Genomic DNA, 20800 nt, shown 5'->3' on the forward strand with positions numbered 1-20800 from the left:
GAAATATATTTGAATTTAATTTAAGACTATTATCTATTTTAAAATGTAGATTGCATATGTAAAATGAAGTTAGCTTACAACGTCTTACATAAAACGAATAGAAGAAAACACTGGCCCACAGCAGAGGAAAACATGCGTCATTTAACAATTTTTGCGACAGATGTCATCAAAGGTCCCCTATTTGAAGATCTCAAAAAAGAAGGCCACCAATTAACGGTATGGGATCGCTCACAAAATGGCACAATTTCACAGGCCGATATTATTGATAAAGCAAAAGATTGTGATGTTCTTATCTCAATGCTTAGTAATAAATTAAGTGCAAATACTTTAGCGCAACTCCCAAAGTTAAAATTAATTTCACAGTACGCTGTCGGTTTTAATAATATTGATATTAACTACTGTCATAAAAATGGAATTAGTGTAACAAACACACCAAATGTTCTAACGGAAGCGACTGCAGAATTGGCCATGGCCCTAATGCTCTGTAGTGCTAGAAATATCGAAGCAGCAAGACAAAATGTAATCGATAAACAATGGAAAACATGGGAGCCAGCAGGCTTCATTGGAAAGTCACTCTTTAATATAAAGCATGGAGTAATTGGCGCCGGTAGGATTGGAACACAATTTGCGAAAATGTGTAAAGGTGCCTTTAATCAAAAAATAATCTATAGCGGGCCAAATAAGAAAGTTGAAATCGAAGAGAGCTGTGAGGCAAAATACGTCGATCTACCAACTCTTCTTAAAGAAAGCGATATCATTTCAATTCACTGCCCATATAACGAAGCGACTCACCAACTCATCAATCAGGATGCATTCAATTTGATGAAAAAAGATATTTTACTAGTTAACACGGCAAGAGGTGAAATCATTGACGAAGAGGCAATGTATCATTTCTTTAAAACAAATAAGCAAGCAAAGGCAGGGCTAGATGTCGTTTGCAACGAGCCTTTAAGTGATAACTCTCCCCTACGTGAACTCGATAATATCTTTATTTTACCGCATATTGGTTCTGCCAATGATGTTGCTCGTTCTGATATGGCCCAACTCATTTTTGACAATATTCAAAACTTTGCAAATGACCAAGATTTAAAAACAAGTGTTTAAGAATCTTATATAAGGTTTACCTAAATTAAGCTGAAGATTTTTTGATATATTTATACATTATATTCATGAATATAAAGGAGTTATTCATGAAAAAAATCTTAATAATCGATGATGATCAAGAGATCAGAGATCTTCTCAGGGCCCTACTAGAGAGTAATTATAATATTGTAGAAGCAAGTAATCAGGATGAGGCCATCGCAACGGCCTGGCAAGAAAAACCAGATCTTATTCTCTTAGATATTTTATTACAAAATGAGTCTGGCTTTGAAATTTGCTCGCAATTAAAAATGAATGATGAGCTTAAAGACACACCAATTGTTTTCATTTCATCAAAGAATAATGTTAATACGAGAGTTACTGGTTACCAACTTGGTGGAATTAACTTTATTAGCAAACCATTTGAACCATCAGAAGTGAAGAGTATTATTAGCACAACACTTAAATCTGTTAACAATGAGAATGCACTTGAAGTGATAAATTACCGCGATATTGCATTAAATATCCCATCACAAGAAGTAAAGATTCGTGGAGAAAGAATTCATTTCACATCTTCTGAATTCAAAATCATTCATCTTCTTTTAAAGAATGAACAAAGTGTTCTTGCACGAGAAAAGATACTTAATCATATCGCACCTGATAATCACAAGGTTAACGATCGCATGATAGACACCTATATAAGCTCTATTAGAAAGAAGATTAAGAATTCTAATTTCATTATTAGAAGTGTCTACGGTGAAGGCTATAAAATTCAAGAGGTATCACTGTAAGTCCCATCGACTTACAGGATCCTCAAATAACACCTTACTTAATTGAAATTAAGTAAAATTTAGACGACTTGTCCCTAAGCAAGTACTTAAGTCAACTATACTGTCATTATGAAAAAGCATATCATGGTTATTGACGACTGCTACGAAACTGCCAAGCTCCTTGCCACTAGCCTCGAGAATACATTTAATTCACATGTTCGCTTTCATACAAATCCCTTTAAGGCCATTGAAGATATACAAACGATTAAGCTTAATCGTGGCGAAAAGCTTTATATAATCTGCGACTATATGATGCCTCAAATGGACGGAATCGAGCTCTATGATGAGATTTCCCTACTCGACAAGGAGATGAGTTTCATTCTAATTACAAACGAAAATGATAGCCAAGTTATTGAGGAGGCAGCACGTAAGGGAATCGACATGTTCGTTTTAAAACAACAAGGATTTGATGTCGTTATTAATCAGATCAATAAAATAATTAATGATGAAAATAGATTAGGCCGTGACATCATTGAAGTCTTTGAAGTAAGTGATATTGTTCAGGGATACCGAGTCATTGAAAAGGATCATAAACACTTGAAGCTTTTAACTAAGGAGGAAATTCCAAAGAATGCCATCATAAAGCTAGATGGCCACTCTTCTCGTGCTCAAATCTATAAAGTCGATAGTTGTAAAATTGTAGACAATGATATCGAAGTTGAATGCAGCCCCGTTAAGGCTTCATAAGTCTCACTCTATGGCCAATAACAATTGCAATAATTAAGAGAAGGCCTGCAATCATATTACCACCACTTCCGCTATTAACATCTTCAATTGTCCCACAAGATCCACCACTACTTTTCCCACTGCTATAACCATCATTAAGAGTCGCCGTTCCGCCAACTAAGACGGGATCATTATAGCGAAAGTTAGCATTAGGTGTTGTTGAGAAGGCCATAGACACTGCTTCATAAGCATCAACAGCACCCTTAGCACAAGAGCTACGATCACAATAGAAACTGACAGCTGTTTTTGTCATGATATCTCTTACTTGATCAGGATAAAGAGAAGGGTTTGCTTGAAAAATCATGGCGGCAGTTGCGGAAATAAGCCCTGCGGCCATTGATGTTCCATTCATGCGAGAAAAGACAGCTGTTCCCTGTGTTGACTGTCCACTATTAACTGTTGAGAGAATACTGTCACCAGGTGCAGCGATATCAACAATACGTCCATAATTTGAATACGATGAGCGTGTACGAGTCGTTCCAACTGCACCAACTCTTAGAACTCCTCGACAATTAGATGGAGTGTAGAATGAGGCATCAGCATTAGAGTTTCCAGTTGCTACAACAACGACAACTCCCTTCGAGCGAGCAAAATCGATTGACTCTTGCATATAGCGGCTACAGCTACCACGCGCTCCAAGTGACATATTAACAACACGAGCAGGGTTAGGGTTTGTAGGAACACCAGAGACACTGCCACCAGCGGCCCATCTTAGAGCATCCGCAATGTCTGAAGTTAGCCCACCACAAGCTCCTAGGACTCGCACAGGTACTAGGTTGATATTCTTAGCAGCACCTACAACGCCGTAGCTATTATTAGCACGAGCTCCAATAATCCCGGCAACGTGAGTTCCGTGCCAAGTTGATGCATTCGTTCCAGAATTACAAGATGTCGAAGGAGAGCCATAATCCCCTTCATCATTTGGGTTACTATCGCGTCCCCCGCCATCTCTAGAGTTATCAGGATCAGAGATGAAATCATAGCCACCAACAACGTTTGCATTGAGGTCAAAGTGATCTGTGATACCTGTATCAATAACTGCGACATTAACCCTTGTGTCACTTTCAGATGTTGCATACTCACGAGCATGATAGAAAGTATTGTCCAGATAATTAGAGAAGTGCCACTGACTAGGATAGTAAGTGTCATTGTACTCTCCACCATTAGCAAAGAGTCTTAAGTCTTCTTCGACGTATTCAACATCGTCACTAAGGGCGAAAGAAGAAAACTGTGAGCTTGGATTAATTTTTGATTTTTCGACACTACCGTCTTTGTATTTGATGATAAAGTTGGCCGAAATATTGGCCGCACTGAAGGCGGCCAAAGCAAGTACTAAAAGTCGCATACTCAATCCTTGAGTTCTTTTATCTTGTTTATAAAGATAGGCCTATGGCATCCTGCCTGAGGCAACTGCAATATAATAAGCACAAACCGTGCCAATTGTTCATCTTACGATATCAGCTACATCCCACGATTCACCTGTCAAAATGACACACACTAGGGCCAATTTGCGAAGGTTTAGGTGTCAGAATTGTGACTTAAATAAAATTTAAATTAGATTAAATTTAATTGGATTCTATTAAGGTAACTTTCCAACGACGATTGTCAGGGTCAGTGATAAAGAAGAATTGTACACCTTCATGCACAAGTATTTCAGGAATTTTTTCATTTGAAAGTATATTGAGATTTTCGCCAGAGCTTTCTAGTCGGTAGTTTACGAATTCGACTTTTTTTTGAAGTTCGATTAATTCATCGTAATTATCAACGACAAAATCAAAGACAATATTATTTCCAACTTGAGCAAGCTTTGGACGCTCGACAACAAGAAAGCGAAGCTCATCATTAAAAACAACTACTGAGTCAGACGCTCCCTCAACTTCAAGATCAAAAACTTCACTTAAAAAAGTGGAAGTTAAATGAGCATTTGAGCTAAATAAAACGATATGACCTAATTTCATCTTTTAATTATCGCGGGCCTTTTCGATATCGTCAATGATAGCACTGATTTTTAGGACATATTCCCCATCACATTTATCATCTTGGCAGTGAACAACACGATTACAACTAAGCTCAGTATCCCATTCGAAATCATCATGGCCACGAATAAGAAGGCCCACCATTTTATTGCTCTCTTTTGAGTATACTGGGCCACCACTATTGCCACCAAAGGCATCAAGGTTAGTTATATAAAATAAAGGGTCAATATCTCTTACAAAACCATTATATGAGTACTTTGATAAGAAACCATTTGGGTGTCCGATCATATACACTTCATCAGAAACCTTTAGCTCTTCTTGCTGAATTTCGACAGGCTTTCTGCCACCCTCAACAGGGCGATCAAGTTCAATTAAAGCATAGTCAAAGGTCTTATCACGACTTTGGTGATAAGCTAGAATATTTTTACAATTATAAACTTGAGAATTAACAAAGTATTGAGTCTCTCCATCACTTCCTAAATCAGATCTAGCATCGAAGATAAAGCTTTTGCGCTCACAAGCTAGCTGAGCGTTTTGAATACAGTGAGCGGCCGTTAAAACCTGCTTAGGACCAACTAAAACAGCACTACACTTACCGTAGGCCTTTTGATCTAAAAACTTCTCTTCACCCTCACACAGTCTTGCTGTTTTCTTAAAATCAACACCTGTTACAGAAAATAGGCGTCCATCTATAACCTCTTCCAAACTCCAACGATTCACCATAATAGCGCTAGAATGTGAATTAACCTTGGCCGCAGGATTGTGAACAAGTGTCCCAGAAGCAATATCGACGATATCGAGCTCTCCATAAATGGCCTTATCAAGATTATTGATAAACTCAGATACTTGCACTATCGTCGGCGAAAAGTACGCTGATGCATTTAATGAGATGAATAGAGTTGTAAGTGAAAGAAGAAATCTTAATCTGTTCATTTTGGCCCTTGATAAAACAATGTTCATATATATAGGCCAAAATGCTAATAAACACGAGTCTTTACGTGAATTTTGTAATATTTCCAACCTCATGAACACGAAAGAATAACTCTTCTACCTTATTAAAATCACGTGCCAACTGATTCAGAAACATCCAGTGAGGTTCTTCACTGGCGGCCAAAAGAGCTTGTTTGTCCCCATCCAACTCAGGCCTTTCTTGTAAAATGAGGTGCCTAAGAAAAGACTTCTTTGAGATCCCAATGAGCCACCGCTTAGAAATTGGTGCTATCTCATGCAGACTCTCCAAAAGAGCTAAGTTTTGCTCAGTTGATTTAGAAAAACCGAAGCACGGATCGAGAATAATACGATTCCGACAAATTCCCGCTTGTTCAAATTTTTCAAGGCCTCGTTCAAAGAAGAGATTTAAAGAATCCACACTTAAGCTTGAGTCTAGGTATTTCATGTGATCAAGAGTCTTATCACGACTTGGAACTAGCGTATGGCAGAGAACATAATCAATTTCAGGGTAATCGAGTAAGAGTTTAATACACTCATCATCAATAACGCCCGAAACGTCATTCCAAATAATATGCCCAAAATGATGCTCGTATTTCTCTAAGAATAACCTCATTGTCTGAGGTTTATAGCTATCAATAGAGATTGTCTTAAAACCTTCAAGAGTCAATAAATTATCACTAAAATAGCTATCCAATCTCTCCCATTCTTCTTTTAAAGAAATTGGATCGTTAAATGGAGCACTACTTTCAGCACCAATATCGAGAGAGTAATTGGCAAGTTTAAATTTCTGTATTTGTTTAAGCTGATAGTCTTTATTGAGATTTAAATGACCATCTGAGAAAGAATTAGGGGTAGCGTTCACTACCCCTAAAAAAGATATCTTAGTCATTTTTGATTAAGCTAATTTTGGATCATCAATCGGTTTAGATACGCTTGACTCACCTGCTGGCTTTTCGGCCGGTGTTTGTTTATTACTTACTTCTTCAACAAGAGGTACACCAATATCTTCACCTGCAATTAATGCTTGAATTTGCTTAGAATCAAGAGTTTCCCAAACAATTAGGCCTTCAGCAATTCTATCAAGTGCATCACGATGATCAGTTAGAATCTTCTTAGCAAGCTTGTAATTCTCATCAAGGAAGCGAGTGATTTCAGTATCGATTTCTCGTGCTGTTTCTTCAGAGTAACCAACACCTTCACTTGGAGCAGTTGATCCAAACGGAGAATTTCCTGGCTGATGGAAATTACGAGGTCCCATTTTAGAACTCATTCCCCATGAACAAACCATGCTTGAAGCAAGTTGTGTTGCACGTTCAATATCATTTGAAGCACCATTTGAAATTTCGTTAAATACGATCTCTTCAGCAACTCGTCCACCCATTAGGAAAGCGATAAAGTTTTCAGCTTTCTCTAAAGTTAGGTTGTGCATATCTTCGTTAGGAAGAGTTTGAGTAACACCTAAAGCTCCTCCACGAGGCATAATTGATACCTTGTGAATAGGATCAGTCTTTGGAAGATTCATCCCAACAAGAGTGTGACCTGCTTCGTGATAAGCAGTTACTTTTTTCTCAAGATCTGAAAGTACCATCGACTTTCTTTCTGGCCCCATAAGAACCTTATCTTTAGCTTGTTCAAAATCGATCATTTCAAGAACTTTCTTACCGTAACGAGCAGCAAATAGCGCAGCTTCGTTAACTAAGTTTGCAAGGTCTGCACCTGTGAAACCAGGAGTCCCTTTTGCAATAACTTCAAGATCAACTGCCGTATCAAGTGGAGTTTTCTTTGTATGAACTTTTAGGATTCCAAGACGTCCACGAACATCAGGAGGTCCAACAGTTACACGTCTATCAAAACGACCTGGTCTCAGAAGGGCCTTATCTAGTACGTCAATTCTGTTTGTTGCCGCAATTAGGATAACACCTTCATTTGATTCGAAACCATCCATTTCAACAAGAAGTTGGTTTAGAGTTTGTTCACGCTCATCGTGTCCACCACCCATACCGTGTCCACGGTGGCGTCCAACAGCATCGATCTCATCAATAAAGATAATACAAGGAGCGTTCTTCTTACCTTGCTCAAAAAGGTCACGTACACGAGATGCACCAACACCTACGAACATCTCAACGAAGTCAGAACCTGAAATTGAAAAGAATGGAACACCTGCTTCTCCAGCAACGGCCCTTGCAAGAAGAGTCTTACCAGTACCAGGAGGACCTACAAGGATAACACCTTTAGGAATCTTACCACCTAGATTAGTGTATTTCTTTGGGTCTTTAAGAAAGTCCACAACTTCTTCTAGTTCTTCTTTTGCTTCTTCAACACCAGAAACATCTGAGAAAGTTACTTTCTTGTCGTGTGGTGAAAGCATACGCGCTTTAGACTTTCCAAAACTCATGGCCTTTCCACCACCAGCTTGAAGTTGGCGAAGGAAAAAGATAACAATGAGGAATAGGAAAATCATCGGTCCCCAGTGCAGTAAGAAAGTCGTAATTACATTTTGTTTCTCTTCTGCTTCGTACTCTGGATAAATTCCGTGTGACTCTAAAATTTTAAAAGTTTCGGCCCCTGTCGTTCCAGTTGCTTCAAACCAAGCACCATTCTCATAGCCGTCCTTAAACTTACCTAAGATCTTATCCTTACCCTTAAGTACAACCTTATCAACATGCTTACCTTTAATTGCACTTACGAAATCCGGGTATGTCACAGGCTTATAAACCTGGCGGCTTTCAGAAGAAATTTTAGCGATGGCCGCAAACATAAGGATTAAGATAATCCATAGGAGGAGTGTTTTGTTTTGTCCTTTCATTAAAATCCTTTTTAATTAATTTTCACATTAACTATTTAATCAAATATTCACTAACTAATTACAATTCTTAATAAAATATAAAGCTACATTGTAACCTCATAGTTATTAAAATGGTATCATTTTCGGTGGTGTCAAGCCTAGTAATTTAAAGCCAAACTAAAACTTTACCGTTTTTACGCCATGAATAATGAACTGGAAGGAGAATTTGCGAAAAGAACTTGTTTAGGTCTCCATCCCTAGAAGCTATGGGACATTTTTTAAGAGAATGCTTCGCACTTGTGTTATTTGATAAGAATGGAACACCTTCAGGAATCTGCGAATGAATACGATAAAAGCTCATCTGCTGTCCTTTTCTTACGACGGCCAAGTGATTTTTAAAATTATAAACTCGTAGTCCACCACTAAAAGTTAAAGGCCCAATACTTGATGTCTTTATAAGTGAGCGAAGTTTTTTAAATTGCGAATGGGTTTTACCTTTAGATGAGCCAGACTGAGATAAGATCTCCTGCTCTATTGCCTCATTAATAACACCATCAAATTCAATGAGAATTCCCCACTCTCTTCTTAAGACCTTAAAATGATGACTCTCTGCCATATCGTCTTTTATGGCCTTAAGTCGATTCATGCGATTACAGTAGTGCTTAAGATAAGCTGGAAAGCGCTTAGCAATAGAGTTTTTAGTTAAATTCCTTACGAAATTGCGCTCATAGCGAGTGTCTTCGTTTGATCGATCCTCAAGCCACTCTAAATTACTGAGCTTGGCATATTTCAAGATATGATTTTTGGAAAATGCGAATAACGGCCTATAGATAATACCGTTACGATATGGCATCCCAAGATCAATATGCTTGGCAGATGATTTAAACTGCTGCATAAGTGACCACTCAAAGCAGTCATCAAGGTGGTGGCCAGTGAGTAAGATTTCCTTATCCCTAAGATTCGACAAAAGTAGTTGATATCTCTTTGCACGTGCCACTGACTCAAAATTCTTTGTCTTTAAAGAGAGTTGTTCAACTTTATAAGTTTCAAACCCAAGTCCATATTTTTTTGCGAAACTTGAAACGAGATTCACTTCCTCTTCGATCTCTTTTCGTGTGCCATGATTAATATGCAGAAGGCGTAGGTTTTCTGCACCTGCTTGAATTAGCATATGGGCCAAAACCATTGAATCAACACCACCACTACAGGCCACGGCCATAGGAGAACTTAAATCAAGTCCCATTTTAAGATTAAACTTCTTAAAGTGAGAGATCATTCGCTCCGTCGTAGAATGTGATTTTTTTTGTTTAGGTTTAAAATTCATTGCCATTATTTTCACAAAATTTAACTTTTTGATAAATTATAATATTGACATACGAGGCGCAAGTCATTAATATCCTAATCAATCGAAATGTGCGAATGTAGCTCAGTTGGTTAGAGCGACGGATTCATATCCCGTAGGTCGGCAGTTCAAATCTGCCCTTTCGCACCATTCTCTCCTTATCTAATTCCAATAAATTAACAAAGACTAAGTAAACACTAAAACTCTGTGTTTGTTCAACTTTTTTACACTGTTCAGCTCGTTAACACTAACTGACTAAACTAAATCTCAATACTTACACCACATTTCAGTAGTTTAAACTTTTTACACCCATGAACTTGTTTCATGATACATGGCATCATTCCTGCATCTATTTTAGTATCAAAACAAATAGGAATGACATGATTAAAGCGAAAAACGTAACTAAACATTTAATTTTACTGGCATTAATAAGCCAGGGCCAAGCTTTCGCACAGAATGATTCGGCAAAAATCTTTACAGAAGGACTTAGTTCTTCTCTAAAAGGTGCTGGATTTAAGAATGTGGGACTAGAGCTTGGTGCAGATTATGGTGCTCTTGATTCAAGAACTGATAAAGGAAGTGTTTATCAGACAAAGATGAATCTTGATCTTGAAGCAGAAGTCGTCGACAGTGTTGACTTCAACTTCAGTGGTGGTTTTAGCTATCAGTCAGGTAACTCGTCTTCACAAGAAGCTGAGAGAGTAAAAACTTATAAGCCAAAGTTTACTTATGACTATGGTTACTTTGATTTTAGACCACTAAGTTTTGTTAAAATCAGCGCTGGTGCACTTGATAACTCAACGAAGCGTCAATATATCTCACCATTCATTAATGGTGGTACATCATTCATTGGTGCTAGAGAAGTTATTACGACGAAAGTTGGAAACTTCTACTTCCGTCTTCAAGCAACACAAGCGAAGCCACAAAATGCAATTTTAAGAGAAACTTTTAATATTGATGATTCAGGTGATCCACAATTCTTCTCTGAATCTGCAGACATCACTTACCTATCAAAAACGTTAAGAATGGGTGGTGCTGTTGGTACTTACCGTTACAAAAAATTATCAGGTGATCTTGCAAATAAAGACTACTACTGGGGGAACTCGGTTAGCATCGGTACACCAATTGATCAAAGTCTTTACCTTTATGACTTCACAGGTATTTTTACAAACGCAAGTGCAGAAATCGCTTTAGGAGATAACTCTCTTAAGCTTTCTGGATCTTATATTAAAAACACTGAAACAGTTGTTCCTGATGATAAGAATACTGGTTACGCATATAGAATCGATTTCAAAACAAATATGGGTGACAAGAAGCTAACTCTTAACGCCCTGGCATTTGAAAACCAAGCAGACACTGCTCCAGCATTTTACCGCGGCGGAATCTTTTCAAATGACTACAAAGGTTATGCAGCAGGATTTGGATTAGAAACTCAAAAAGGCTTTAGAACTGAATTTACATATATTAATCGCACTGTACTCGGAAACCTTGACTCAGCGTACTTAATTGATGGTTACAGTGACGAACAAGTTTACACAATCTCCCTAAGGAAAGAATATGACATTTTGTAAGAACATGAAGAACATCACTCTCCTAAGCATTTCAATGCTTGCACTAACGTCGCTAGTTAGTTGTGGAAGTGACACTTCCAACGACGAAAGACAGCAACTTGCAAGACAGCTAAAAGCTTCTGCAAATGAAAGTGCTCTTGTGTCAGTTTCACGCTTCACTGTAGAAGGTGTTACTGAAGATAAGACATCAATGAAGTCTAGAATCGCTTACGGTAAAACTTTTCACGTAAAAGCATGTCTAAGTTCAAAACTTGGAAAAAGCCTTCAGTATCAAACATTCTACGTTTCAGGTGAAAACTTTCAAACAGTAGAAAGAACTGCAGATAATAATAGCTGTATCTTTTGGGACGAGCCAATCACTATGGATTACTCTCTTCCAAATACATACCTTCCAATGGGTGACAGAGTCATTACTCTTGCAACAAGTGCTAATATCTCATACGACCTTAAACTGTCGATGAATCAATACACTAACAGCATTATTCACAGAAACAATTATGTAATGAAAACTTCACTTAACAAGTCTCGCCTTAGTTCAGACGAGATCATCAATGTTAAGAATGTTAAAATCACTCCTAAAGGATTTGGTCAAGTTGATCCAAGAAATGACAACTTAATTATCGACCAAAAAGTAGTTGTTAACGGTTGTCTTAACCTTAAGGCCAACGGAAGTTCACTTTCGAATGAGTTTGTTAAGGCAAGACTTATTAACCTTGAAAAACAAGAAAATGGTGAAGAACACGCAGTAACTGAAATGTATGACATCACAGATGGACAACTTGATGAGTCTGGTTGTGGTGAGATCAAGTTCTACCTTGAGCACGAAAGATACACGAATACTCGTCGTATTCCATTTAACCTTGAAATTGAAGTACAAAATGAAACACTTCAAAATGCAAAAGTTACACGTGGACTATGTCTATACCCATGGTCAAACAATGGATGGATCTTTGCAGAAGTTTCAAGAACAGGAAAGTGTGAAAAAGATAATAACAACCAAAGAGCAAGACTATTCGTTGATGAAGTTAACTATAGCTTCCTAGGACACGATAATAACAATGGTTTCCACCTTAACAAGAACCTTGACCTGGTAATTGAGAAGTCATTTATCGTTAAGATGTACCCAAAGGTTAACTACGGTAACTACGTACACCACATGAACCCAATTGAGCCTTTCTACCAAGGAAAGCTTAAGCTTGAAGTATACTTTCTAGCTCCACTTCAAGGTGATATTGATTTAACAAACGAGAACAAGCATAAGTTTAAGCTGATCTCTGTAGCTTCACGTGAAGTCGATGTTGAAAATAACCTTCTTAAGGCAAGAATTGATATGCCAATCAAGTTTGTGGACATGCCATATATCCATACCAGAACTTATGCGGCGATTAAGCTATCACCAATTTTAAGAGAAGGAGATGATCCAAGAACTGCACCTCGTCCAGCTTGGGCAGCAGGTACATTCCATGCTTCATCAAAAACATTCCACTCAATCCTTCACACGCAACTTCAAGTGACAGATGAGTTTGAAGCAAAGGATTACACAAATACTAAAATTACGAAGAAAATGACTGAAATGGTTCAACTAGAAAGCTACCTTGAAAAACTATCTAACGATGTAAAAGGTGTAACTAAGAAAGATATCATTGCTGCAAAACTTGCTCCAAGATATAACAAAAGCTCTGAAGCGATCTTCTCAGATGAACTTAAGAAGCACGAGCTTTTTGATGAAACAATCAAGGTTGACCACATTGGACTTAATAAGAAACTAATTGAAGAAAATAAGCTTACTGCGTCTGAACTCTCTAAGCTATACGAAGACCAATACGATGCTGCAACACTTGCAAAACTATGTGGTTCATTCTTTAGCCAAGAAAAGACAGGACTAATCTGGAAAACTTACTCAGACTACAATATGCGAAAATGTATTGAGTCTCCATGGGAATTCATGATGATTACTCCAGTAAGTCACGTACAAGAAATTCTATCAAAACCAAGAGTTAGTCACTCTAATACAATTAGAATTTCAAAATCAACTGGAAGCGGAACTTACTTTACAGAAAACAGAAGAGTTGGATTCTCACACGGATATAAAACAGGTGTTGGTGCAAAGCTAGACTTTAAAATCCCATTTGGTGAAAGTTCACCTGTAGGTGGTGGAGTTGGTGTATCAGCTGGTTATGACTGGTCAACATCATGGTCACTAGACAAATCAAATGGTGACAACAATAGAAGTGATAACGGACAATCAATTGACCTATATGCTGAAGCAATTACACTAAACTTTGAAGCAAGAACACACCAGTGTTTTATGATCGAAGGGACTTCTAAGTTTAAAGCTGAATGGGTAGGATCACAAATGTATGGAAGTGGAAATCACGGACTTGGTGGATCACTACAGTACGTAGCTGTAAACAACCCAATTCGTTATAAAGTATGTAAGCCAAAAGCTGGAAAAGAAAGATTAGAAGAAACATGGTACTTTACTGGTGAAGGTTTCCAATTCAACTCAATCCTAAGAGATAGACTTGGAATGACTGAAAACCAATACACGATGATGTTTAGAGGAAGAAAGACACTTTATAAGTTTACTGACTTCTTATCAAAAGCTTCAAGCTCGATGTTTAACATCAAAGAAAGAAAGACTCAGTCGCCAGATGTGTATATGCTAGATGTTTACAAGAACTACAAAGAAGCATTTGATAGCAACCATGACTTAATCGATGACCAAGCTATCCCAGGTACGGTTGAGAAGTATGACCCAATTAAAAATGGCGGAGACCACAATTTCTCTGAAGATAATTGTGAACTTCCACCTGATGAATATAATCATGCATCAGTAGACTTTTGTTAGAAATATAAAGGCCGCTTTAATAAGCGGCCTTTTTTTATTTGAATCATTTTGCTTCAAAGCTATCGTATTTCGAAAAGATATAATCAAGAGTGTCATCGTCAACATCACGGTATAGACACACCCCTAATTCCATCAGATAAATTTTTAAGTGCTCACGAGGGTCCACATTTGGATACTTCTTCTTTAGAAGTTCAAATAACTCGGCCTCGGCCTCAACGATAATATCTGATAATTCATTGCCGGCACCTTTATTAATCATATAAAGAGCAAGTAGATATGGCATTTGGATGATTTGTTTACGTACGATTTTAATACGCTCACGAATTCCTACAGAGTTCTCTTGAGACAGGTTAAAGATACGAGAAATCATGTACTTCACCGCTTCTTTAAGGATGACATCCTTTTCCTTACCTAAATAATAATAGATGAGGGAGCGTGTCACATCAGCTTCCTTGGCCACCTCGGCAATTTTCCAATTCAGGTGTCCCTTAGCAACTTCTAGCTTAGTTACTGCATTTAAAATTCGATAATGTACTTCTTCACTTTTATTGCTTGTCATAAATAAATCTCTCTATACCTGATAATAATACTTAAGTTTTAAAAGGTAAAATCCGATAAAAATTTATTGAGTCATGTTCAATTTTGATTATTTAGTTCTTTAGAGTTTTCAGATTTATGGGGGAAAAGTATGAAAAATCAGAAACTTACAGGTATCGCAGGAGCGCTAATCTTCTCGACACTCCTAGTTTCCTGCAACCAAAAGTCCTATCGAATGCCCAGCTCGCTAAAGAGCTCAAATTTCGACTCCCTAATGCACGAAATGCATGCCCAAGTCTCTAAAGGCGTTAAATCCCCTGCTGAATGTGCAACTAAGACTAAGCATTACTACAACAAACTATTTTCTATTAAATCAACGGATATCGACTTTTCAGAATTTTCCCAATATCAAATGCAGGATTTTGTGAATGCATCTTTTAATATTCGCCTAGATCTTAAAGAGAAGCTCAAAGATCTCAACAGCACAAAAGAGCTCAATCGAGATGAAAAAGAATGCCTAAAAGGAGTGAAGGATATCTTCAGGGCCCTTCGCTACCTCGAAGACTACTTTATTGAGTCATACTATGCATCGAGACCAAAATCAAAAGTACCTCGTCAATTTAGCACCCTTAATTTTGACGGAGACTCTCCTATTCACTTTATGGTTAACCCTGAATACAGTTTTTCAGGGCCTGCAGATCTTAAGTCAGGAGATATTATCCTTTCTCGTGGCAATGCCTATTCAAGTGCTGCCATCGCAAGAATCGGCGATGATGACCATCAATTTTCACACTTAACATTAGTTTATAAAGATAAGAAAACAGGAGAGCTTTTTACATCTGAGGCCCATATTGAAGTTGGTAATGTGGCAGCTCCATTTCAAGTTCATCTAGACCAGGCAAACTCAAGGACAGTTGTCTTTCGCCACAAAGATGCCAAACTAGCGCACCTTGCGGCCAAAGAGATGCATGAGCGCTTTACTAAATTCACAAAGAAGAATGAGGAAAATATCCCATATGATTTTGCTATGGATTATCATGATGACTCACAAATCTTTTGTTCGGAAGTCATCTATCATGGATACAAAGTTGCCAGCTCACAGTTGAATGGTACAGAGATGGATATACCAGAGTTTAAAACAACATTTAACCCGGCCCTACTATCCTTTCTACAAGACTTTGGTTTAAAAGTTACAAAAGAGAATATCTCAAAATTTAAAACTTTTGGCCCAGGTGAGATTCAATTTGATTCACGATTTGATCTAGTGGCAGAATGGAGGAATCCAGATAAACTCAAAGACACACGCTATAAGGACGCAATTTTATCAAAGATTTTTGAGTGGATGGAAAAAGAGAAATACGAATTTGACCCAAGCTTTGGCACAAAATTAGGAAATGACTTTGCCTGGCTTGCTCGCCGCTCAGTCATTAGTCGAGGGATAATCAAATTTGTAGCAGGTGTAAATTTAGAAGAAAAATTTCCACTCAACCTTGGCTCTAAACAGATTGACCTCTTTGTGGTTTTAGATCAAGTTGGTGAAAAACTCTATGAACGAATCGCTAAGGCAGAAAAAGAGGCCGGCGGAATTTTATCATTTAATGAAATGTTTTACGAACTTGAGTCTTATCGTAAAGAAGATGCTGCAAGATACATAAAATATATTGAAGACAAGAAATATAATCAGAAGCTTCATATGCAGGGAGGACGACGCAACGGACCAAGAAGACGTCGCTCATTAACAAGACCTGATTTCCACCACTTGTTTCACAATTAAGAATCTAAGCTTTATGAATAAGATAATTTAAGCTATATTGGCCGCATATGAAAACGGTCAATATAGCAATTCAAAACGCCCACAACGAGCTATGCGCTCACCCACTTTATTCGAATATCAATGATATTGATGACGTTAAAATTCTTATGAAATGGCATGTCTTTGCTGTGTGGGATTTTATGTCGCTATTAAAAGGTCTACAGCGTGAAGTTACATGTGTGACAACTCCGTGGATGCCTTCAAAGTACGACAAAGAGTGTGTACGCTTTATCAATGAAATCGTTCTTGGTGAAGAAAGTGATGAAGACCTGGATGGTGGCCATATTGATCACTTCACAATGTACTTAAATGCCATGAAAGAAGTTGGTGCTGACACTGCCCCAATTGAAAACTTCTTAAAGGACTTCTCTTTTGATGAGCTACCACAAGAGATTGCAAAGTTTACGGCATTTAACTTAAATCTAGTAACTAATGCACATCCAAGTGCAGTTGCTTCAGCATTCTTCTATGGAAGAGAGAATCTCATTCCTGATTTATTCCAACCATTTGTAAATGTACTTGAACAAAAGAATATTGATGCTCCTTATTTTAAGCATTATTTAGTTCGTCATATTGAGCTAGATGGTGATGAGCACGGCGATCTTGCAGGAAAGCTTCTAACACAACTTTGTGACTCTAAAGAAAAAGAAGATCAGGCAACTCAAGTTGCTCTTGACTCTCTTAGGCTTAGATCACAGATGTGGGATTATGTTCTAGAAGAGATTAGATTAAACCGCTCAGAGAACCTAGAGCCTATCCACTAAATCTTTGGCTAAGGAAATCCCTGCACTCCATCCGTTCTTATAAAGGGCATTAAGGGCGTAGATACCTTCACTGACCTCACCACAAAATGGAGTACGCCTCTTACCTTTGTGGCGAATACCTGTGTAAATCATTGGCCTTTCAAGCTTTGTAAACTCTGGAAATAAGTCTTGAAAAATTTCTAATTTCTCATAGACCTCTTTAGGCGAATGAAGATGATTAAGTCCCTCTATTGAATTAGCTCCAAAAAGTAGAATTTTATCATGAGCACGATAGATGAGATTAAAGTGGCCACGAGAGATGACAAACGACTCTTCATTTAAATCAATATCCCAAGTAAAGTAAGTTCCTTTAACCGGCTTTCCTTCTGGTAGATTCTTATCTTTGAAGATTAATGAAGTATAGGCACTTGTTGCTAGAATAATTTTATGAGCATTAAAGCTTCCAAGGCTTGTTTGCACTTCACCTTTATTAACTGCTGTCACTCTAGCATTTATTTTTTTAGCATCAGTCTTGAAAGAGCCAAGAAAGTCATGAGGATTAATCACATAGGCATCCTTAGCAACCATCATCTGACCCTTAAAATTCACAAAGTCTGTACCATAGCGGGCCTCAAATTGTTTAAACTTCAAAGGGTCTTCTTTAATATTTGGTGGCAGATAGTATTGTTTAGCAGTATAGACACCTGGAGGTTGATTTTTTTCAACAAATTCTTTTAGAAATTCATGAGCGTGAAAGAGAATATCACCAAGTTTTGAGATCCCTTCTTCAAAAAGCCCAAATGAAACAACACTAGTCGTACGAGTAGAACACGCAGGAAATGCTTCATCGTCAAAGACTTGGGCGATCTTAGCATTTGGGTATTTCTTTGTTAAAAAATATAAAATGGCGCGGCCTGCAATACCATCACCAACTACAATATAATCGAAATTCTTTGTCATAATAACTTCTTACATCAATATTTTTAAGTTAACCAGTCGAAATGACGAGAGTTTTTTATTGTCATTCCAAATTCAATAACTATACAATTTTAATTCAAAATTAGTTAATGGAGTATGAATTATGTCAGAGACGACAGAAAAAGCAGCAAAGAACCCAATGGACATCATCGATCAAAATGCCGTCCTTTTTTGTGTAGACAACACAGATATCACAGCAAAACAAATTATGGCAGTACTTGCCATGCTACTTGTGGAAGACTGTACTGTCCCATTCATCACACGTTACCGTAAAGATAAAACAGGTGGTTTAGATGAAGAACAAATCCGTCTAATCCAAGAAAAATACGACGAATATATTGAGCGTGAAAAACGCCGTGCTTTCATCCTTGATGCCATCACTAAGCAAGAGATGATGACTCCTGAGATAGAAAAGAAGATTAAGGCCGCAACAAATATCAACCAACTTGAAGATATCTACGCGCCATTTAAATCAAAGAGAAAAACAAAGGCTCAAATTGCTAAAGAAGCAGGACTTGAGCCATTCTCAATTCTAATGAAAACATCTAAGCTTCCAATGCCAGAACTTGCAAAAGAAGCTCTAAAATTCATCAATAAAGAAAAGAAAATTGCAACTTTTGAAGATGTATTAAAAGGTGCATGCGATATCATCATTGAAGAGATCGCTCACGATACAGAACTTAAAGAAACTCTTCGTAAAGACTACTGGGCACAGGCGATGATTAAATCATCTCCAAGAAAGGGTTATGAAGAAATCAAAGACTGGCAAAAATATAAAGACTACTTTGAGTACGAGCAAAAGGTAGCAGATCTTCGAGATCCAAAAGCGGCACACAGATTCCTTGCCATCCGTCGCGCTCAAACAGAAAAGATTCTAAAAGTAGAAATCGTTTTTGATGAAGAGTATGCAAATAATATGATTCTATCAAAGCACTTTGCAGACACAAGTGTGACTAGCTACAAGGCCCTTGTTGACTGTGCTTCAAAAGCATATAAGAACTATATCCACTCATCACTTGATCTAGAGATCAAAGGAGAGCTTAAGAAGCTTTCAGATGAATCAGCAATTGATGTATTTGGTGTAAACCTTAAAAACCTACTTCTTCAACCATACCTTGGTTCCAAGACAGTACTTGCACTTGACCCTGGTGTTGTAACAGGATGTAAAACTGTTGTTGTTGATAACACAGGTAAGTTTGTTGTTGATACAGTTGTCTACCCTCACCCTCCAAGAAACCAGGTTCGTGAGTCGGCAACAATCCTTAATGCAATGATTGAACAATTCAATGTAGAATATATCGCAATTGGAAATGGAACTTTTGGACGTGAGACTCTTCAATTTGTTGAAGATAACGTGACAGCAGTGAAAGACGGAAAAGTTAAAGCAACAATGATCTCAGAAGATGGTGCTTCAATCTATTCTGCCTCACCTATTGCAAAGAAAGAATTCCCAGATAAAGATGCAACGGTGAGAGGTGCAATCTCAATTGGACGTCGTTTTCAAGACCCACTTGCTGAACTTGTAAAGATTGATCCAAAATCAATTGGTGTTGGCCAGTACCAACACGATGTTAACCAAGTTAGACTTAAGAAATCACTAGATGGTGTTGTTGAGAGTTGTGTAAACTTTGTTGGTGTTGATATCAACACTGCTTCAGCTCCTCTACTTTCATTCATTTCAGGTATTGGGCCAACAGTTGCTGGAAATATCGTTAAGCATAGAGACAAGAACGGACTATTCTCAGATCGAAGTGATATCCTAAAAGTTTCACGTTTTACAGATAAGGTATTCCAACAAGCAGCTGGTTTCCTTCGTGTATACAATGGGAAAAACCCATTAGATGCGACATTTATTCACCCAGAAAACTACGATATGTTAGAAAACTGGGCACAATCAAAAGGCTTCACACTTGAGCAACTGACAACAGATAATGCTGTTGCAAACCAACTAAAATCAGACAAGACTCTCATTGCAGAGCTTGGTGAGTTTACAGTTAACGATATCTACAAATCACTAACAGCACCTTCTCAAGATCCACGTACAGAATTTAAGACAACGGAATTCAGAAAAGATGCACGTGAAATTAAAGACATTAAAATTGGTGAGCGCTACCCAGGTATCGTAAAAAACATCACTCAATTTGGTGCTTTCGTCGATATTGGAATTAAAGAAAATGGTCTAGTCCACGTTTCACAAATGGCCGACCACTTTGTTGATAATGCTCTTGATGTTCTTAAAGTAGGACAAGAGGTTTCAGCTGTTGTTCTTGATGTTGATATGGATAGAAAGCGTATTGCACTTTCACTTAAATCAGATGGTGCTGAAGAAGCGAAAACTTATGAGCGCCCTTCTGGTGGCCCTCGCCAGAGCAAGCCTCGCGGTGGTGGAAAACCTAAAATGCCAAAGCAAAACGATGCACCTTTAAAGAATAATGCATTTGCGGCGCTTGCTGGGTTTAAAGTAAAATAGTCTCGGTCCCAATAAAGGGCGTGGGTACCAATGAAGATTTCGTACAAGTAAGTACCTAAATTCTTCATTAGTACCCGGCTGAGGTCAATTTTCCAGTGCAACTCCGGTAATTTGATAAATGAACACCCTTGTTCTAATAAATAATTG

The 20800-nt window shown here is 37.8% G+C and carries 16 protein-coding genes and 1 tRNA gene; 9 read left to right on the top strand and 8 right to left on the bottom strand.

From position 1 onward, the window contains the following. Positions 1-132 precede the first annotated feature (132 nt). From ABMA76_RS15355 to ABMA76_RS15365, 3 genes are all read left to right on the top strand, one after another. On the top strand, positions 133-1104 hold the full coding sequence (locus ABMA76_RS15355; RefSeq protein WP_393062083.1) for a 2-hydroxyacid dehydrogenase: 972 nt from the start codon (positions 133-135) through the stop codon (positions 1102-1104). Between the two features lie 86 nt (positions 1105-1190). Further along, complete coding sequence (locus ABMA76_RS15360; protein WP_392860644.1) at positions 1191-1871, top strand: response regulator transcription factor; 681 nt, start codon at positions 1191-1193, stop codon at positions 1869-1871. 108 nt (positions 1872-1979) lie between these two features. Continuing rightward, positions 1980-2597, top strand: a complete 618-nt coding sequence (locus ABMA76_RS15365; RefSeq protein WP_392908502.1) for a response regulator — start codon at positions 1980-1982, stop codon at positions 2595-2597. Here the strand turns inward: ABMA76_RS15365 and ABMA76_RS15370 are convergent. The 6 genes from ABMA76_RS15370 to tilS form a co-directional block, all read right to left on the bottom strand. After that, positions 2584-3981: a S8 family peptidase gene (locus ABMA76_RS15370; protein ID WP_393062085.1), complete on the bottom strand. Its 1398-nt coding sequence runs from the start codon at positions 3979-3981 to the stop codon at positions 2584-2586. The two genes, ABMA76_RS15365 and ABMA76_RS15370, sit on opposite strands and share 14 nt — an antisense overlap. Before the next feature lie 220 nt (positions 3982-4201). Then, positions 4202-4594, bottom strand: coding sequence for a glyoxalase/bleomycin resistance/dioxygenase family protein (locus ABMA76_RS15375; protein ID WP_021267033.1), 393 nt, complete (start codon positions 4592-4594; stop codon positions 4202-4204). 3 nt (positions 4595-4597) lie between these two features. Beyond that, positions 4598-5545 carry a trypsin-like serine peptidase gene (locus ABMA76_RS15380; protein WP_392908506.1) on the bottom strand — a complete coding sequence of 316 codons (948 nt, stop codon included), beginning with the start codon at positions 5543-5545 and terminating at the stop codon, positions 4598-4600. Between the two features lie 61 nt (positions 5546-5606). Further along, the gene (locus tag ABMA76_RS15385; RefSeq protein ID WP_392957683.1) at positions 5607-6425 is read right to left on the bottom strand and encodes a dihydropteroate synthase; all 819 of its coding nucleotides are present in this window, start codon (positions 6423-6425) and stop codon (positions 5607-5609) included. A 33-nt stretch (positions 6426-6458) separates the two neighbouring features. Continuing rightward, positions 6459-8369: an ATP-dependent zinc metalloprotease FtsH gene (gene ftsH / locus ABMA76_RS15390; protein ID WP_392908510.1), complete on the bottom strand. Its 1911-nt coding sequence runs from the start codon at positions 8367-8369 to the stop codon at positions 6459-6461. Positions 8370-8514: 145 nt separating this feature from the next. Beyond that, entirely contained in the window at positions 8515-9672 is a 1158-nt protein-coding gene (gene tilS, locus ABMA76_RS15395; protein ID WP_392908512.1) for a tRNA lysidine(34) synthetase TilS, read from the bottom strand. Between the two features lie 91 nt (positions 9673-9763). Between tilS and ABMA76_RS15400 the strand changes: the two genes are divergently transcribed. The 3 genes from ABMA76_RS15400 to ABMA76_RS15410 all read left to right on the top strand — a co-directional run bounded on the left by ABMA76_RS15400 (position 9764) and on the right by ABMA76_RS15410 (position 14112). Then, positions 9764-9840, top strand: a tRNA-Met gene (locus ABMA76_RS15400). A gap of 230 nt (positions 9841-10070) precedes the next feature. Beyond that, positions 10071-11261, top strand: a complete 1191-nt coding sequence (locus ABMA76_RS15405; protein WP_392908514.1) for a hypothetical protein — start codon at positions 10071-10073, stop codon at positions 11259-11261. Next, positions 11248-14112 carry a hypothetical protein gene (locus ABMA76_RS15410; RefSeq protein ID WP_392908516.1) on the top strand — a complete coding sequence of 955 codons (2865 nt, stop codon included), beginning with the start codon at positions 11248-11250 and terminating at the stop codon, positions 14110-14112. The genes ABMA76_RS15405 and ABMA76_RS15410 overlap by 14 nt, the downstream gene beginning before the upstream one ends. A gap of 43 nt (positions 14113-14155) precedes the next feature. Here ABMA76_RS15410 and ABMA76_RS15415 read toward each other — a convergent pair whose 3' ends face one another. Continuing rightward, complete coding sequence (locus tag ABMA76_RS15415; protein WP_021266649.1) at positions 14156-14671, bottom strand: TetR/AcrR family transcriptional regulator; 516 nt, start codon at positions 14669-14671, stop codon at positions 14156-14158. 129 nt (positions 14672-14800) lie between these two features. Between ABMA76_RS15415 and ABMA76_RS15420 the strand changes: the two genes are divergently transcribed. Both ABMA76_RS15420 and ABMA76_RS15425 read left to right on the top strand, forming a co-directional pair. After that, positions 14801-16423: a YiiX/YebB-like N1pC/P60 family cysteine hydrolase gene (locus ABMA76_RS15420; RefSeq protein WP_393062087.1), complete on the top strand. Its 1623-nt coding sequence runs from the start codon at positions 14801-14803 to the stop codon at positions 16421-16423. Between the two features lie 47 nt (positions 16424-16470). Continuing rightward, on the top strand, positions 16471-17226 hold the full coding sequence (locus ABMA76_RS15425) for a DUF3050 domain-containing protein (RefSeq protein WP_392908520.1): 756 nt from the start codon (positions 16471-16473) through the stop codon (positions 17224-17226). Here ABMA76_RS15425 and ABMA76_RS15430 read toward each other — a convergent pair. After that, the gene (locus tag ABMA76_RS15430; RefSeq protein WP_392908522.1) at positions 17209-18165 is read right to left on the bottom strand and encodes an FAD-dependent oxidoreductase; all 957 of its coding nucleotides are present in this window, start codon (positions 18163-18165) and stop codon (positions 17209-17211) included. The genes ABMA76_RS15425 and ABMA76_RS15430 overlap by 18 nt on opposite strands. A 121-nt stretch (positions 18166-18286) precedes the next feature. Here ABMA76_RS15430 and ABMA76_RS15435 point away from each other — a divergent pair, with 121 nt between their 5' ends. Then, positions 18287-20653, top strand: coding sequence for a Tex family protein (locus ABMA76_RS15435; protein WP_392908524.1), 2367 nt, complete (start codon positions 18287-18289; stop codon positions 20651-20653). Positions 20654-20800 lie beyond the last annotated feature (147 nt).

It is taken from the genome of Halobacteriovorax sp. ZH5_bin.2, from assembly GCF_043196375.1.
Classification (GTDB): domain Bacteria; phylum Bdellovibrionota; class Bacteriovoracia; order Bacteriovoracales; family Bacteriovoracaceae; genus Halobacteriovorax_A.

What these genes read in the sequence shown, in the direction of transcription:
- ABMA76_RS15355 (WP_393062083.1), top strand. Translation starts at nt 133, where the DNA reads ATGCGTCATTTAACAATTTTTGCGACAGATGTCATCAAAGGTCCCCTA.
- ABMA76_RS15360 (WP_392860644.1), top strand. Translation starts at nt 1,191, where the DNA reads ATGAAAAAAATCTTAATAATCGATGATGATCAAGAGATCAGAGATCTT.
- ABMA76_RS15365 (WP_392908502.1), top strand. Translation starts at nt 1,980, where the DNA reads ATGAAAAAGCATATCATGGTTATTGACGACTGCTACGAAACTGCCAAG.
- ABMA76_RS15370 (WP_393062085.1), bottom strand. Translation starts at nt 3,981, where the DNA reads ATGCGACTTTTAGTACTTGCTTTGGCCGCCTTCAGTGCGGCCAATATT.
- ABMA76_RS15375 (WP_021267033.1), bottom strand. Translation starts at nt 4,594, where the DNA reads ATGAAATTAGGTCATATCGTTTTATTTAGCTCAAATGCTCATTTAACT.
- ABMA76_RS15380 (WP_392908506.1), bottom strand. Translation starts at nt 5,545, where the DNA reads ATGAACAGATTAAGATTTCTTCTTTCACTTACAACTCTATTCATCTCA.
- ftsH (WP_392908510.1), bottom strand. Translation starts at nt 8,369, where the DNA reads ATGAAAGGACAAAACAAAACACTCCTCCTATGGATTATCTTAATCCTT.
- tilS (WP_392908512.1), bottom strand. Translation starts at nt 9,672, where the DNA reads ATGAATTTTAAACCTAAACAAAAAAAATCACATTCTACGACGGAGCGA.
- ABMA76_RS15405 (WP_392908514.1), top strand. Translation starts at nt 10,071, where the DNA reads ATGATTAAAGCGAAAAACGTAACTAAACATTTAATTTTACTGGCATTA.
- ABMA76_RS15410 (WP_392908516.1), top strand. Translation starts at nt 11,248, where the DNA reads ATGACATTTTGTAAGAACATGAAGAACATCACTCTCCTAAGCATTTCA.
- ABMA76_RS15415 (WP_021266649.1), bottom strand. Translation starts at nt 14,671, where the DNA reads ATGACAAGCAATAAAAGTGAAGAAGTACATTATCGAATTTTAAATGCA.
- ABMA76_RS15420 (WP_393062087.1), top strand. Translation starts at nt 14,801, where the DNA reads ATGAAAAATCAGAAACTTACAGGTATCGCAGGAGCGCTAATCTTCTCG.
- ABMA76_RS15425 (WP_392908520.1), top strand. Translation starts at nt 16,471, where the DNA reads ATGAAAACGGTCAATATAGCAATTCAAAACGCCCACAACGAGCTATGC.
- ABMA76_RS15430 (WP_392908522.1), bottom strand. Translation starts at nt 18,165, where the DNA reads ATGACAAAGAATTTCGATTATATTGTAGTTGGTGATGGTATTGCAGGC.
- ABMA76_RS15435 (WP_392908524.1), top strand. Translation starts at nt 18,287, where the DNA reads ATGTCAGAGACGACAGAAAAAGCAGCAAAGAACCCAATGGACATCATC.